Below are 13,352 nucleotides of genomic sequence, written 5' to 3'. Positions count from 1 at the left end.
CCCCCGCCATGGATTCAGACCATCAAATTCATATATAATGATTCTACAATACCGCAATAATAATGGAAGTGTCCATTAGTGACAATTGTTGTTAGTGAAGACGACGAAGATGCGGATTATAGTCCGTTTGCCTTTTTAGAAACGACTGTCAAGAACGATATTTTGAACGTATCGCACGATTACCGGTACCAGAAAATGGGGTATTACGTATCGATGCACGCGGAACTTTGCGGATGCAACGTGACCCCCCGCTGTTCGGACATCCTTGACACGCACAGAAATCCTCTGCTGATGATCAGGGCGTCCAGGGCGGGCATCCCGTGCCTGCCGTACAGGCTGGTCGCCGGGGACGAGCGCAACATGGGCTGCCCGGCGTTATGCTTCGCGGTGAACCCGTACACGTGCAACTCGGTTACCCAGGTCAAGACGGAGTCCCAATTATACCGGACTCTGAAGAGCCTGAGCGTTAACAACCGCTACCCGGTCTCGGTTCAGCCCCTGGTCGGGGAGGTAAAGGAGGCCGTGCAGGTCTTCGGGGAGACGGACGTGCCCGAGGCGCGCTCCATCGCGAAGAAGTTCTACGAGACCTTCAGGATACCCATCGGCAAGCTGATCGTGCAGATGGTGGATGGCGAGGCAAAGCTGTGCCACTTCGAGCCCACGACGAAGAAAGAGGTGGACTGGGCCCTGGTCAGGGATAAGGTGCACGCCGTAAAGTGCCACTAAAAAAACGGGTTTATCATGAAGATCGGGTGTTTCGTGGAAAAGTATAGTTTCCACACCAGAGAGGAAGCCACGGCCCTCGACCGCTTTAAAAGGGCGGCGGAGGCTAAGGGCCACCTCTTCGAGTATATTTTTAAGAGGGACATGGACCGCATCCCCGAGTACGACGCGGTCTTCATCCGGGCCACCACCGACCCCATGAACACGGCGTACGTGGTGTCGAGGATGGCCGACGCCCTGGGCAAGGTGGTCATCGACGACCCCCACTCCATCCGGGTGTGCTCCTCGAAAGTGGTTTTAGACGACCTGTTCAGGCAGAACGGCATCCCCTCCCCTAAGTCGCTGCTGTTCGCGGGCGACTTCGGCGAGGAGAACCTGAGGCACGTCTTCGAATACCTGGGCTTCCCGCTCGTCCTCAAGGCACCCTATACGAAGTTCTCCTCGCACGTGGAGAAGGCCCACGACGGGGCCGAGTTCCGGCTCATCGCGGCCCGATACCTGAAGAACGCCACCCCGATCGTATTGCAGGAGTACATGCCCTCGGGATTCGACTGGCGGGTCGGCATGCTGGACAACAAGATCCTTTACCTGTGTAAATATTATATGCCCCGGGGCGGGTGGAAGGTGAGGTCTCTCGTCGACGGCAAGAACCAGTGGGGCCGCGTCGTCCCTATTTTAAGGAAGAACGCCCCGAAGAAGCTGGAGGAGCTGGCCGTGAACGTCTCGAAGTGCGTGGGCGACGGGCTGTACGGGCTTGACGTAAAAGAAATAGACGGCAGGTTCTTCTGCATCGAGATCAACGATAACCCGAGCTTCTATGCCGACCTCGAGGACGGCAAGGACCCCGACCTGTACGAGAAGATCATCGACAGGCTTACCTCGGGCAGGCCCGTGAAGCCGGGCACATACAGGCTGAACGAAGAATCCTAAGCTTTCCATGCCAGCGGACAAATCTATTTATACTCTCCATAGTATCCGGTATGAATAAAATCGCGCGACACAACTTAATTTACGCAGCGCAAAAACATGAAAAAGTATAAGTAACTATAAGTACGTAAAAACCCTTCGCAACCGATAGAGTTATGGCACGTTTTGTGTGCGCTCCATACATATCATTGGTTCCATAAGGCGTTGAGTCCGTTTATCGGAGGAATCAGATTGGCAGTAGTCTATGATGTACCCGCTACCGCGTTCGTCGTAAAGGCGGGACAAAAACTAAAGGAATCAGGCAAGGTCCAGGCCCCCGAGTGGGCCGCAGACGTGAAGACCGGCACGCACAGGCAGTACCCGCCGATCCAGCAGGACTGGTGGTACACGAGGTGCGCCTCCATATTAAGGCGTATATATATTGACGGCCCGGTCGGCGTCCAGAGGCTCAGGAGCCTCTACGGCGGAAAGAAGAACCGCGGCGTCAAGCCGGACAGGCACGAGAGGGGCAGCGGCTCCATTATCAGGGACGCGCTGCAGCAGCTCGAGAAGGCAGGGTTCGTCAAGGCCGTCAAGGGCGGCAGGGTCGTGACACCCCAGGGCATGGCGTTCCTGGACAGGGTAGCGACCGAGATGTCCGCAGCGGCGCCCGCCGAGAAGCAGGCCACCCCGGAAGCACAGACGTAAGGCTTTCCGCTACGCAGATTTATACCCATAAAATGCAAAGTGATGCTGATGAGCGGCGATGAACTGGATGAGATAAGGCGGCGCAAGATGGAGGAGCTCCAGAGGGCGCAATCGGACGCCTATGCGCAGGAGCAGCAGCGCCAGCAGTACGAGCAGCAGAAGGCGTCTGCGATGCGGCAGATACTCACTCCGGAAGCACGCGAGCGCCTGAACACGATACGCATGACCCGGCCCGAGTTCGTGGCCAGCGTCGAGGCGCAGCTCATAGCCCTGGCCCAGTCGGGCAGGCTCAAGTCACAGATCGACGACGCCCAGCTCGTGAAGATACTGGAGCAGGTCACGCCCAAGAAGCGGGACATCAAGATCAGACGCATCTGAGATGAAGGTACGGGTTTTATACAGCGGCGGCCAGGACAGCTCGCTGTCCGCGGTCCTGCTCGAGCCTTTCTTCGATGTGGAGCTCGTGACGTGCTCGTTCGGCTCCGCCTCGTGGAGGCACGCCGGGCGGGCCGCCGAGGCCATCGGCTTCCCATTCCGGGTTTTAAAACTAAGCCCGGAGGTCATGGAGGGCTGTATCGACCTGATGCTGAAGTACGGCTACCCGCGCTACGGCATTAACTACGTGCACCTGAAGGCGCTTGAGGCCGCGGCGAAGGGCGGCGGCTACGTGGCGGACGGCACCAGGCGGGACGACCATTCGCCGGCGCTCACGATGGCCGAAGTAAAGAGCCTCGAGATGCGGCTCGACGTGCAATACATCCGGCCCCTGGCCGGCTATGGCAGGCACGCCATCGACGCCCTCGTGAAACAGCACTTCGAAATCGTCGAGGGCCCCGCGATCGAAAAGTCGGACTACGAGTCCGAGATACGATCATCAATCATTGAAAAATACGGGAAGGAAACTGTAAGCAGGCTGTTCCCGCAAGAGCACCCCCAGTCGAGGGTGATGAGAAGGTTACAAAAATGACGAAGAAGTCAAAGGGCAAGAAGATCCGGTTAGCCAAGTACGCTAACCAGAACAGAAGAGTCCCGGCGTGGGTCATCATGAAGACCAACAGGGCCGTCATGACCCACCCGAAGCGCAGGAGCTGGCGCAGGACCAGCCTACCCGAGTAAGGTGGAAACATGGCAGACGAGCAGATATACACCATTCCTCTGGACACTGAGGGATACCCCCACTGGAAGAAGGGCAACCTGGCCGTAAAGAAAGTCAGGGAGTACCTGTCCAGGCACATGAAGGTGGACGAGGATAAGATCAAGATCAACGCCCCTCTCAACGAGACCATCTGGGAGCACGGCATCAGGAAGCCGCCCCGCAAGATCAGGGTCAAGGCGACCCGGGTCGAGGACGGCGGCGTAGAAGCCGACATAGTCGGCGAGTAAGCGCGTGATAGCTTGATCAGGCAGCTTGACTTTTACGGCTACCCGTACGTCGGGATATACGGCGCGAACACGGAGAACTACGTGGTGCTGCCCCCCGACCTGCCGGCTCACACGGCCGACGAGGCCGCGGAGACGCTGGGAGTGGCCGCTATCCGTACGCTCATCAACGACAGCACGCTCATCGGCTCCATGATGACGGGGAACAGCAACGGCTTCATCGTGAGCGACCTGGCCCTGGAAAGGGAGGTCGCCGCGCTCGAGAAGGCCCTGCCCACGGCCCGCCTCAAGGGGAAGATGACGGCCGCCGGGAACATCATCCTGGCGAACGATACGGCGGCGCTCGTGCACCCCGCCCTGAGCGACCGGCACCTCGAGGTCATCCGGGACACGCTCAAGGTGGACGTGAGGCGCGGGACCATCGGCGGCCTGAAGACCGTCGGCATGGCCGGCGTGGCCACCAATAAGGGATTATTGGTACACCCTAGGGCCACGGAGGAAGAGTTAAGCGCGCTTGAGGAGCTCTTTAGACTGCCGGTAGACATCGGCACGGTGAGCTTCGGCTCGCCGCTAGTGGGGTCCGCCATCCTGGCCACCACGAAGGGCCTGGTGACGGGCACGAAGACGTCCGGCCCCGAGGTGGGGAGGATCGAGGACGCGTTACAACTGGGAGAGTGAAGCAATATGGCTAACTATATCGTAGAGGGCAGGTTCAAGGCCGGCGTCCAGTGGGAGAACTTCTCCAAGGAAGTCGAGTCGGTCAACGAGAACACCGCCCGTGAAAAAGTCCTGTCCACGTTCGGCAGCAAGCACGGCATCAACAGGAACCAGATAAAGATCGAATCGGTCAAGGAAGCGTAAGTTATGGCAGACGTGAACCCGGAGGCCAACGAGGAACAGATCAGGGAGCTCATCTCCCGCATCCAGGTCAGCCAGCAGCGCATGGACGCGCTCCAGCAGCAGGCGAGCCTGGTGCAGATGTCGCTGAACGACCTGGACAACGCGCTCAAGGCTCTCGCCACGCTCGAAGGCAAGGGCGAGGACCAGGAGCTGCTCGTATCCATCGGCGCCGGGTCGTACGTTCACGCGAAGCTGGCCACCCCCGACAGGGCCATCATCGGCCTGGGGGCGGGCGTGAGCGTGGAGAAGAGCTTCGCTGACTCGAAGGGGATCATCCAGTCCCGGAGGACGGAGCTGGAGAAGGCCCTGCTGGACACGACGGGCGCCATGGACCAGGTGGCCACGGAGCTCAACAGGCTACAGCAGGAAGCCCAGAAGTACCAGTGACCGGGAATGTTCGACAGGCTCAGGGAGAAGCTCGGCGACTTCAGGAAGAGCATCGACGAGAAGCTGAAAGCCTCGCCCCAGGAGCCAGTACAAGAGAAAGCCGAGGCTAAGGTAGAAGAAAAAATCGAGGCCCCGAAGGCCGAGGCCCCTGCGGAGGCGCCCAGGTCGGGCATCCTTGACAGGGCCAAAGCGATCACGAGGGGCGAAGTAATATTAAGCGAGAAGGACCTTGAAGGGCCGCTCTGGGAGCTGGAAATGGCCCTGCTGGAGAGCGACGTGGCATTGCCCGTCGCCGAGTCCATCATCGACCGCATCAGGAAGGACCTGAGCGGGCAGCACAAGAAATTTTTACGGTCGACCGGGGACATCGCGGAGGACGCGCTCCGGGACGCCATCCTCACCATCCTGAGCGCGCACACGCTCGACTTCGACGACTACGTCAAAGGCCACGATAAGCCCGTCATCGTCGTTTTCACCGGCGTCAACGGCACCGGCAAGACCACCACGATAGCTAAATTGGCCGAGAGGCTGAAGGAGAGCAACGTGGGCGTGGTCATCGCGGCCGGGGACACGTTCCGGGCCGGCGCCATCGAGCAGCTCCAGAAGCACGCCGACCGGCTTGGCGTGAAGATGATCAAGCACGACCAGGGCTCGGACCCGGCGGCGGTCATATACGACGCGGTGGCGTACGCGAAGAGCAACAAGAAGGACGTGGTGCTGGCGGACACGGCGGGCCGGCTGCACACGAACGTCAACCTCATGGAGCAATTGAAAAAGATCAGCCGCATCATCAGGCCGGACCTGGTCATTTTCGTGGACGAGGCCATCGCCGGGAACGACGCCGTGGAGAGGGCGAAGCTGTTCAACGACGCGGTGCCCATCAGCGGATCCATACTCACGAAGGCGGACGCCGACTCCAAGGGCGGCGCGGCCATCTCGATAGCCCACATCACCGGCAAGCCGATACTGTTTTTGGGCGTGGGCCAGGAATACAAGGACCTCAGGAAGTTCGACCCCGACTGGTTCGTGGAGCGGCTTCTCGAGCGCTGATTTTTACACCGAAGCTATTTCAGGCCGAGGCCGATATAGGCTAATGAAATGAGGCCGCTCATATATGGTAACGGCACGCTTCTCGTTTGCGTCGACGAGCGGGGCGTGGTCCGGGACTTTTACTATCCCTACGCGGGCATGGAGAACCACGGGGGCAACATTCGCCTGGGGCTCTATGATATAGACCTGAAGAAGTTCGGCTGGCTGGATACGTGGGGCCTGAGACAGCGGTACGAGGGCTCCTCGCTCACCGGGGAAAGCCTGTACGAGAGCCCCGGCTTCGGCGCCTCCGTCACCGTCAAGGAGACCGTCCATCACGAGCTGAATTTCTTCCTGCGGTCCTTCGAGGTGAGGAACGCCTCGAACGTAGCGAAACACTTCAGGCTGTTCTCGGCCCAGAACTACCACATCCTGGAGAACAACTACGCCAACACGGCCGTCCGGGACGGGGACATGATGAGCCACTACAAGCGGGACCGTTTTATCCTGCAGAGCTCGAGGCCGGCGTTCGACCAGTTCACGGCGGGCATATCGGAGTGGAGGGGCATGGAGGGCACCTGGAAGGACGCGGAGGACGGCGCCCTGTCGGGCAACGTCGTCGCCCACGGCTCCGCGGACTCGGCCCTGGGCTGGACGCTCCCTGAGCTGCGGCCTGGAGAGGCTGCCACGGTGCACTTCTGGGCCTGCATAGGCCGGAACTTCCCGGAGGCAAAGCGCATCCACGACTGGATCAGGGCCAGGGACGTCGGGGAGGTCTACCATTCCGGCAGGAAGTTCTGGGACGCCTTCGGGGCAAAGGCACGGGGCCTCGACGGGCTGCCCCCTTCAGTCAGGGAAGCCTACTACAGGAGCCTGCTGACCGTGGCCTGCCACCTTGACAGGGGAGGCTCGATCATCGCGTCGTGCGACTCCCAGATCAAGCAGCAGGGCGCCGACTATTATACGTACTGCTGGCCCCGGGACGCGGCCTGGGCGGCCGTGGCGCTCGACCGGGCGGGGTACGGGCACCTTAGCATGCACACGTACCGCTTTTTCAAAAAAATAATCGACCCGAAGGGCTATTTCAGGCACAAGTACACGCCGGCGGGCGACCTGGGGAGCACCTGGCATCCCCTGCCCATGGTCCAGATCGACGAGACGGCCGCTCCAGTGTACGCCGTGCATGTGCACTGGCAGGAGACCCGGGACGTGAAGGAGCTTTCCTCGCTATACGAGCCGCTGGTGAAGCCCGCCGCCGACTCGCTCATGAGCTTTTTGAGCGGCGGCCTTCCCCGGGCGAGCTTCGACCTCTGGGAGGAGCGGAAGGGCATTTACACGTACTCCTGCGCCTCCGTGTACTCGGGGCTCAGGAGCGCCGCGGCCATCGGCCGCATCCTCGGGGACGAGGGCAGCGCCTTGGCGTGGGACGGTGCCGCCGCCGGGTTAAAGAGCGCCTCGCTGGAGCGGCTCTACGACCCGGCGCTGGGCCGGTTCAGGCGGGGGGTGTTCGACGACACTGTGGATGCCTCCGCGTTCGCCGCCTGGTACCTGGGCCTGGTAGGGCCGGACAGCCCCATGGCGGCGGGCACCATGGCCGCCATCGAACGGGAGCTCACGAGGCCGAACGGCGGCGTGGCCCGGTATGCCGGGGACGGCTACCAGGGGCCCATGAACGCCTGGCCCCTCTGCACGCTCTGGCTGGCCCAGTGGCACATCCGTATAAATAACCTGCCCCGGGCCCTGGAGCTGATCGAGTGGTGCGCCAGGAATTCGGCGCCCACGGGCCTCATGCCCGAGCAGGTCGGGAAAAACGGTGAGCCCGTGTCCGTGCTGCCCCTGGCCTGGTCGCACTCCACCTTCATGCTGGCCGTCATAGAGTACCTGGAAGCGCTTAGCGGCGCCGCAAGATAAAAAGCGCCCCTACCCCCCTATTTCATCTGGAAAACGGCCTGCCCGGCCCTCCCGGAGGGAACACAAAGCTTAAATCCCATCGCTTAAAAGACATTCCATATCTGAGGTATACGATGTCACACATATCCAGGCTATTTATCGTCTCCATCATCGTGGCGCTCTTCGCCGCGCCGGCGCTCGCGGCGGACCAGCCCGCGGTCGACTGGTCGAAACAGCTCGGGCAGGAGGGCGGAGCGTACATCTCCGCGTCGCCCTTATACAACAACGGCATCCTTTACGTGTGTTCCTGGGACGGGACCGTGTACGGGCTGCAGACGATGAACGGCGCCCCGCTCTGGAAGTTCAGGGTGGGCGTGAACGTCTACTCCACGCCCGTGTACAAGGACAGCACGCTCTACGTGGGCTCCAGCAACGGCACCTTCTACGCCATCGAGACCCTTTATGGCAAGGAGAAGTGGCGTTTCAGGGCGCTCTCGAACGTCGACTCCACGCCGCTGCTGATGAACGGCATCGTGTTCGTGGGCTCGGACGATAACAGGGTATACGCGCTCGACCCGGGCACCGGCAGCGAGATCTGGAACGTGAGCGTGGGCAGCGGCATATCCACGGCCCTCGAGGACTACGATAATATCGTGTACGCGGGCACCTCGGACGGCAGCCTGGTCGCCATCGAGCCTAACTTCGGCAAGATCAAGTGGTCCACGAAGGTGGGCGAGCGGGCCTACTCGCCCCTGGCCAACGACGGCACCATATATGTGGGCACCTACGACGGCTACCTGGTATCGGTAGACCAGTACCAGGGAAGCATCAACTGGAAGGGCCAGGCAGGAGGGGCCATCAGCTCGAAGCCCGTCTACTACGGTGGAAACATATACATCGGCTCGTGGGACGGCAAGCTGTACTGCTTTAACGCGTCAAATGGCAGGGTAGCCTGGACATATACCACGTACGGCCCGATCAAGGCGGCCCCGCTCATCGACAAGGGTAAAGGCATCATATACGTGGGCTCCGGGGACGAGTACCTGTACGCCATCGACGCCAGGAGCGGCGGGCTGTACTGGAAGTTCCAGGCCGACTCGCCCGTGTCCTCGACGCCCATCACCGTGAACGACAGGCTGTACTTCAGCTCGTACGGCACGAGCGCCTCGGGCGGGACGGTGTACGCTCTCACCCTGCCCGACACCCTGACCCTGATCACGCCAACCCCGGCCCCGACGGTGGCGCCGACCCCCACAGTGGCCCCCACCTCGACGCCGGTGGTCGTCACGTACGTGCCTTCGGCCACTCCGGACCCCTCATGGTGCCCGCTCCCCGGCCTGCTGGCAGTGATGTTAGGCGCCTTCGCCCTCGTCACGTATCGCAGGCGATAGCCGCCTCATAATTTATATTTGAGTAAATTATATTATTTTTTGAGGATGAACTTTGGAAGTATACCGCATCGACATACCGGAGGGCGGCGGGCCGGTGAGCCTGAGGGCCTGCCCCATAAAGACCGATAAGGTGGCCTTCAACGTGTACTCGTTCCGGCCCTGGCAGGCGCTGTCCGCGCACCGGCACCCGGGCAGCGACGAGGTGTTCTTCGTCGTGGACGGCCGGTGCCTGTTCTACGTGGGCAGGGACACGGAGGCCCTGGGGCCGAATAACGCCGTCTACGTGCCGTCCGGCGCCCTCCACGCCATTCTGTCGTGCGAGAGGGGGGCCACGCTCGTCTCGGTCCAGGGGCCTCAGCCGGTCACGTCCATCTACGGGAACCTGAAGTACTTCTGCCCTGCCTGCGGCCTTGAGGCCCCGCTTCTGGAGGGCACGCGGACGGGCGACCTTAACACCTGTCCCCGGTGCAAGACGGCCGTGCGCCTGAAGGAGGCGGGCGAGGCGTTCGACGCCTTTGAGATCGCGCCTCCCGGGGGCGCGCGGGCGTGACTAGCGGGCCGCGGCCCTGCCGGCGGCCTCTTCGGGCGGCGAGCGCATCTGCTCGAACTTTTTCATTAAATATGGAACAGGGGGAGTGTTGGGCGGGCTCACGCCGCGGTAAACGTACTGGACGGCCCCGTCCTCGCCTATCACGAAACCGGCAGGCCAGCACCACTCCATCGATGGATCGTAGACGTCGTACTGCTTCGTCGCCGTAAGCTCCGGGTCGCACAGCACCGTGAACGGCAGGCTTAGCGACTCCGCAGTGCCCCTCGCCTTTTCGGGGAGCTCGGGCGTGACCGCGACCACCTCGACCCCGAGGTCCTTCAGCCTCTCGTGATTATCGGCCAGCGCCCTCAGGTACCTGACCGACTCTTTGTCGAAACCGCCCCTGTAAAAGGTCAGGAAGACGATGCCCCTGCCGATGAGGCTGCCCAGGCTGACCGCGTTCCCGTTAAAGTCCTTGAGCGTGAAATCCTCGGCCCGGCTCCCCACGTCCAGGCGCAGCACCAGCTTGTACATGTTTAAAACTTCACGAGGCCTTCTTAAAATATTTCCCGAATTTATCAACAAGCATGGCTCGCTTTTAAATTCTTATAGGTCGATTTTCAAGCATTGACGGGGGGATGGCGGAATAGATACCTTTGTGAAGGGCCTGCTCAGGGATACGGCACTCACGCTGGCCCTGGTGCTGGCCCTGGCTGGAGCGTTATATTTATACGCGGGCGTCTGGCCTCCCCTGGTGAGCGTGGACGGGACCAGCATGTACCCTAACCTCATGCCGGGCGACCTGATCGTGCTTCGGGGGCTGGACCGGGTCGGCGTGGTCCCGGGGTGCGAGGCCGTGAACGTGAGCTACTCCGCCTTCAACGGCTACGGCGACGTCATCGTGTACATCCCGATGGGCGACCGCAACCGGACTCCTGTGATCCACCGGGCCGCATGCTGGGTGAGCGAGGGCCAGCCCATGTGGCCGGGCGGCCCGAGCGCTCCCCACTCAGGATTCCTTACGCTCGGGGACAACAACTTCTTTTACGACCAGAGCACCTCGATCTCCCCGGATCAGCCGGTGAGGCCCGAGTGGGTCCTGGGCGTCTCGCAGTTCCGGATACCCTACCTCGGCCTGCTCCGGTCCTTCTTATGAGCGTAAGCCCTCTCATGTCGCGCTATATTGCCCGCAGGGTTATAATTCCGGAGGATTAGCATTTGACGGTGATGACATGGCGGAAAAAGAGGAGAAAGGCGATATGACCGTCGAGGAGGCGGGCCGTAAGGGCGGGGAGAAGACCGCGAAGACCCACGGCAAGGAGTTCTACCAGGAGATCGGCCACAAGGGCGGGGAGAAGACGTCTGAAACTCACGGGAAGGAGTTCTACCAGGAGATAGGCCACAAAGGCGGGGAAGTTGGCGGCCACAAAGGCGGGGAGGCGACCGCGAGGACCCACGGGAAGGAGTTCTACCAGGAGATAGGCCACAAAGGGGGCGAGATCGGCGGGAAGAAGGGCGGCCAGCGCGTTAAGGAATTGATAGAAGAGGGTAAGGAAGCGGAAGAGAAAAAGTAGATGGCATGCGCCCTGCCAGGGGCAGGGCTCTTATTTTATCCGGGCTGGCTCTCGTTAAATCGCTGCTGGGTTTCGAAATGGGGGCGGGCGTCCTTAAGCGTCCTCAGGCGATAGTCGTCGAGAAGGACTTTACGCGTGCTCTCGGCGGGCACGCTCAGCGCGATCTCCTTGGTGCGGCCGTAGCGGCCCTTGCTCACCACGATGGCGTTGATGATGCCCAGCATGTCCAGCTCCGAGATAAGGTCGGTCACCCTGCGCTGGGTCAGCACGTCCATGTCGATCATCCGGCACAAACGCCTGTAAACGTTATACACGTCGCCCGTGTTCAGCTCGTGGGAGCCCGTGGAGTCGAGCTGCACGATGCTGAAGAGCACCAGCTTGCTCTGGGTCGGGAGCGTGCGGACCACCTCCGTTATACGGTCGATCTCGATCTTCTCCCTGGCCTTCCTGACGTGCTCCTCCCTGACCACCGTGTCCCTCTGCCTCTCCGCCAGCTCGGCAGAAACTCGGAGCAGGTCCAGCGCCTTCCGGGCGTCGCCGTGCTCCTGGGCCGCGAACGCCGCGCACAGCGGGATCACCGCCGGCTCCAGGGTGTTATCCTTGAAGGCCATCTTGCTCCGCTGCTCCAAAATGTCTCGCAGCTGGTCGGCGTTGTATGGCGGGAATATGATCTCTTCCTCGCCCAGCGAGGACTTAACCCTGGGGTCTAAATAGTCGGTGAACGTGAGGTCGTTGGATATCCCGATGATGCTGACCTTCGCCTTTTTAAGGTCGGCGTTGATCCTCGACAGGTTGTACAAAATGTCGTCGCCGCTCTTCTTCACCAGGTTATCGATCTCGTCCAGGATGATGATGGCGATCTGCTCCTTCTTGTCCAGCGCCTCCCGGAACTCGTTGAACACCTGGTCCGTGGGCCATCCGGTGATGGGCACGTCCCGGTTGTAGTGCCGGGCGAGGTGCGCAAGGATCCTGTACTGGGTGTCGATGCGCTCGCAGTTAATGAAAAGTACCTTGCACTCGATGTGCATCTTGTCGGACAGGTCCATGAGCTTCTTGCTCACGCTCTCCAGCGTGGCGGTCTTCCCGGTGCCCGTCTTGCCGTAGATGAGGATGTTCGAGGGCGACTCGCCGCGGAGGGCGGCCACTAATATCTCGGCCACCGCGTTGATCTGGTCTAAACGGTGGGGGAGATAGTCGGGGGTATATGACGGCCGGAGCACTTCCCTGTTGGAAAAAATGGGCTTCATGCTCAGAAGGTTCTCGAAGAGCCTGTCGATCGAGCTCTCCTCGGGGTTCTCCTTGACAAGATCATCAAAAAGGCCCCTGTTATTGTCCATCGTAGGTTGCTGTGATTGTGGAGACGGCGGTGAAACCGTCTTATCGATTAGCATGTATGTCCTCCCAAACCGAGCGTTTCCAAATGAAATGATAGTTACGATGTATATTAATAGTTGTGGTAGCGAGAACCCCATCATTTCCAATGGAGCGGGGATTTAATAGAAGCTATTTTTGGATTTAATGGTTTATATTAACATATAAACGTTGATTTTGCCCTAAATACCAGCCCATTTGGAAAAATAAACTGTTTTAAACAAAATAGCCTCGACGTGAGGCCATGATTTCCGGTGGAAATAACGTATGCAGGGACAGGCCCACCCCATCATTTCCACTGGAACATTGAAAATACAAATGGGACATTTGTATTCTAATACGATGAAAATACAATGTTGTATAGATTAAAAGCTAAAAGTATAAATAACTAACTTTCACTTATTTGCACATTAGTGTGTAATATATCGTGGGTTTAATTACCTGTATGGATATCGTTGACATAATTTTTTAGATTTTTTCATTTTTTATCGCTATTTTTTACCCGGCCTTTCCCCATCAAATTAGGGCCAGACGAGCATATTTTGCATGAACGCCACGATGATC

Annotated in this window: 18 protein-coding genes; 16 read left to right on the top strand and 2 right to left on the bottom strand. The window is 60.0% G+C overall.

The features are described 5' to 3' along the window. Positions 1 to 78 precede the first annotated feature (78 nt). The 14 genes from MCP_RS00090 to MCP_RS00025 all read left to right on the top strand — a co-directional run bounded on the left by MCP_RS00090 (position 79) and on the right by MCP_RS00025 (position 9,864). Complete coding sequence (locus tag MCP_RS00090) at positions 79 to 726, top strand: RimK-like ATPgrasp N-terminal domain-containing protein (RefSeq protein ID WP_012898770.1); 648 nt, start codon at positions 79 to 81, stop codon at positions 724 to 726. Between the two features lie 15 nt (positions 727 to 741). After that, positions 742 to 1,653: an ATP-grasp domain-containing protein gene (locus MCP_RS00085; RefSeq protein WP_012898769.1), complete on the top strand. Its 912-nt coding sequence runs from the start codon at positions 742 to 744 to the stop codon at positions 1,651 to 1,653. Positions 1,654 to 1,881: 228 nt separating this feature from the next. Then, a complete protein-coding gene (locus tag MCP_RS00080) occupies positions 1,882 to 2,337 on the top strand; it encodes a 30S ribosomal protein S19e (protein WP_012898768.1) in 456 nt (151 codons plus the stop codon). A gap of 42 nt (positions 2,338 to 2,379) precedes the next feature. Beyond that, entirely contained in the window at positions 2,380 to 2,715 is a 336-nt protein-coding gene (locus MCP_RS00075; RefSeq protein WP_012898767.1) for a DNA-binding protein, read from the top strand. A gap of 1 nt (position 2,716) precedes the next feature. Then, on the top strand, positions 2,717 to 3,304 hold the full coding sequence (locus tag MCP_RS00070) for a DUF7411 family protein (RefSeq protein WP_012898766.1): 588 nt from the start codon (positions 2,717 to 2,719) through the stop codon (positions 3,302 to 3,304). After that, complete coding sequence (locus MCP_RS00065; RefSeq protein ID WP_012898765.1) at positions 3,301 to 3,453, top strand: 50S ribosomal protein L39e; 153 nt, start codon at positions 3,301 to 3,303, stop codon at positions 3,451 to 3,453. The genes MCP_RS00070 and MCP_RS00065 overlap by 4 nt, the downstream gene beginning before the upstream one ends. Before the next feature lie 9 nt (positions 3,454 to 3,462). Continuing rightward, positions 3,463 to 3,720: a 50S ribosomal protein L31e gene (locus tag MCP_RS00060; protein ID WP_012898764.1), complete on the top strand. Its 258-nt coding sequence runs from the start codon at positions 3,463 to 3,465 to the stop codon at positions 3,718 to 3,720. 12 nt (positions 3,721 to 3,732) lie between these two features. Then, positions 3,733 to 4,395 (top strand): translation initiation factor IF-6, encoded by a 663-nt coding sequence (locus MCP_RS00055; protein ID WP_012898763.1) that lies wholly within the window; start codon positions 3,733 to 3,735, stop codon positions 4,393 to 4,395. A gap of 6 nt (positions 4,396 to 4,401) precedes the next feature. After that, positions 4,402 to 4,578 (top strand): 50S ribosomal protein L18Ae, encoded by a 177-nt coding sequence (rpl18a, locus tag MCP_RS00050; RefSeq protein WP_012898762.1) that lies wholly within the window; start codon positions 4,402 to 4,404, stop codon positions 4,576 to 4,578. 3 nt (positions 4,579 to 4,581) lie between these two features. Further along, a complete protein-coding gene (pfdA, locus tag MCP_RS00045; protein ID WP_012898761.1) occupies positions 4,582 to 5,004 on the top strand; it encodes a prefoldin subunit alpha in 423 nt (140 codons plus the stop codon). 6 nt (positions 5,005 to 5,010) lie between these two features. Beyond that, positions 5,011 to 6,054, top strand: a complete 1,044-nt coding sequence (gene ftsY, locus MCP_RS00040) for a signal recognition particle-docking protein FtsY (protein WP_012898760.1) — start codon at positions 5,011 to 5,013, stop codon at positions 6,052 to 6,054. A 48-nt stretch (positions 6,055 to 6,102) separates the two neighbouring features. Next, positions 6,103 to 7,944 (top strand): glycoside hydrolase family 15 protein, encoded by a 1,842-nt coding sequence (locus MCP_RS00035; protein ID WP_012898759.1) that lies wholly within the window; start codon positions 6,103 to 6,105, stop codon positions 7,942 to 7,944. A gap of 113 nt (positions 7,945 to 8,057) precedes the next feature. After that, positions 8,058 to 9,314 (top strand): PQQ-binding-like beta-propeller repeat protein, encoded by a 1,257-nt coding sequence (locus tag MCP_RS00030; protein ID WP_012898758.1) that lies wholly within the window; start codon positions 8,058 to 8,060, stop codon positions 9,312 to 9,314. A 52-nt stretch (positions 9,315 to 9,366) separates the two neighbouring features. Then, the gene (locus MCP_RS00025) at positions 9,367 to 9,864 is read left to right on the top strand and encodes a cupin domain-containing protein (RefSeq protein WP_012898757.1); all 498 of its coding nucleotides are present in this window, start codon (positions 9,367 to 9,369) and stop codon (positions 9,862 to 9,864) included. Here the strand turns inward: MCP_RS00025 and MCP_RS00020 are convergent, their stop codons facing one another. Further along, positions 9,865 to 10,377: a peroxiredoxin family protein gene (locus MCP_RS00020; protein ID WP_012898756.1), complete on the bottom strand. Its 513-nt coding sequence runs from the start codon at positions 10,375 to 10,377 to the stop codon at positions 9,865 to 9,867. Positions 10,378 to 10,501: 124 nt separating this feature from the next. On the opposite strand from MCP_RS00020, the gene MCP_RS00015 reads away from it, so the two are divergent. Both MCP_RS00015 and MCP_RS00010 read left to right on the top strand, forming a co-directional pair. Continuing rightward, positions 10,502 to 10,999 (top strand): S26 family signal peptidase, encoded by a 498-nt coding sequence (locus tag MCP_RS00015; RefSeq protein ID WP_012898755.1) that lies wholly within the window; start codon positions 10,502 to 10,504, stop codon positions 10,997 to 10,999. 76 nt (positions 11,000 to 11,075) lie between these two features. Then, positions 11,076 to 11,417, top strand: a complete 342-nt coding sequence (locus MCP_RS00010; RefSeq protein ID WP_012898754.1) for a KGG domain-containing protein — start codon at positions 11,076 to 11,078, stop codon at positions 11,415 to 11,417. 35 nt (positions 11,418 to 11,452) lie between these two features. Here the strand turns inward: MCP_RS00010 and MCP_RS00005 are convergent, their stop codons facing one another. Next, complete coding sequence (locus MCP_RS00005) at positions 11,453 to 12,754, bottom strand: ORC1-type DNA replication protein (RefSeq protein ID WP_012898753.1); 1,302 nt, start codon at positions 12,752 to 12,754, stop codon at positions 11,453 to 11,455. Between the last annotated feature and the right edge of the window lie 598 nt (positions 12,755 to 13,352).

The sequence above is a fragment of the Methanocella paludicola SANAE genome, assembly GCF_000011005.1.
Classification (GTDB): Archaea; Halobacteriota; Methanocellia; order Methanocellales; family Methanocellaceae; genus Methanocella; species Methanocella paludicola.
This window is presented reverse-complemented; position numbering and strand designations above follow the sequence as displayed.

Bases quoted from the DNA above. Each gene is read 5' to 3' on its own strand.
- MCP_RS00075 (WP_012898767.1), top strand. From the start codon at position 2,380: ATGCTGATGAGCGGCGATGAACTGGATGAGATAAGGCGGCGCAAGATG.
- ftsY (WP_012898760.1), top strand. From the start codon at position 5,011: ATGTTCGACAGGCTCAGGGAGAAGCTCGGCGACTTCAGGAAGAGCATC.
- MCP_RS00020 (WP_012898756.1), bottom strand. From the start codon at position 10,377: ATGTACAAGCTGGTGCTGCGCCTGGACGTGGGGAGCCGGGCCGAGGAT.
- MCP_RS00070 (WP_012898766.1), top strand. From the start codon at position 2,717: ATGAAGGTACGGGTTTTATACAGCGGCGGCCAGGACAGCTCGCTGTCC.
- MCP_RS00030 (WP_012898758.1), top strand. From the start codon at position 8,058: ATGTCACACATATCCAGGCTATTTATCGTCTCCATCATCGTGGCGCTC.
- MCP_RS00060 (WP_012898764.1), top strand. From the start codon at position 3,463: ATGGCAGACGAGCAGATATACACCATTCCTCTGGACACTGAGGGATAC.
- MCP_RS00065 (WP_012898765.1), top strand. From the start codon at position 3,301: ATGACGAAGAAGTCAAAGGGCAAGAAGATCCGGTTAGCCAAGTACGCT.
- MCP_RS00005 (WP_012898753.1), bottom strand. From the start codon at position 12,754: ATGGACAATAACAGGGGCCTTTTTGATGATCTTGTCAAGGAGAACCCC.
- pfdA (WP_012898761.1), top strand. From the start codon at position 4,582: ATGGCAGACGTGAACCCGGAGGCCAACGAGGAACAGATCAGGGAGCTC.
- MCP_RS00085 (WP_012898769.1), top strand. From the start codon at position 742: ATGAAGATCGGGTGTTTCGTGGAAAAGTATAGTTTCCACACCAGAGAG.
- MCP_RS00010 (WP_012898754.1), top strand. From the start codon at position 11,076: ATGGCGGAAAAAGAGGAGAAAGGCGATATGACCGTCGAGGAGGCGGGC.
- rpl18a (WP_012898762.1), top strand. From the start codon at position 4,402: ATGGCTAACTATATCGTAGAGGGCAGGTTCAAGGCCGGCGTCCAGTGG.
- MCP_RS00035 (WP_012898759.1), top strand. From the start codon at position 6,103: ATGAGGCCGCTCATATATGGTAACGGCACGCTTCTCGTTTGCGTCGAC.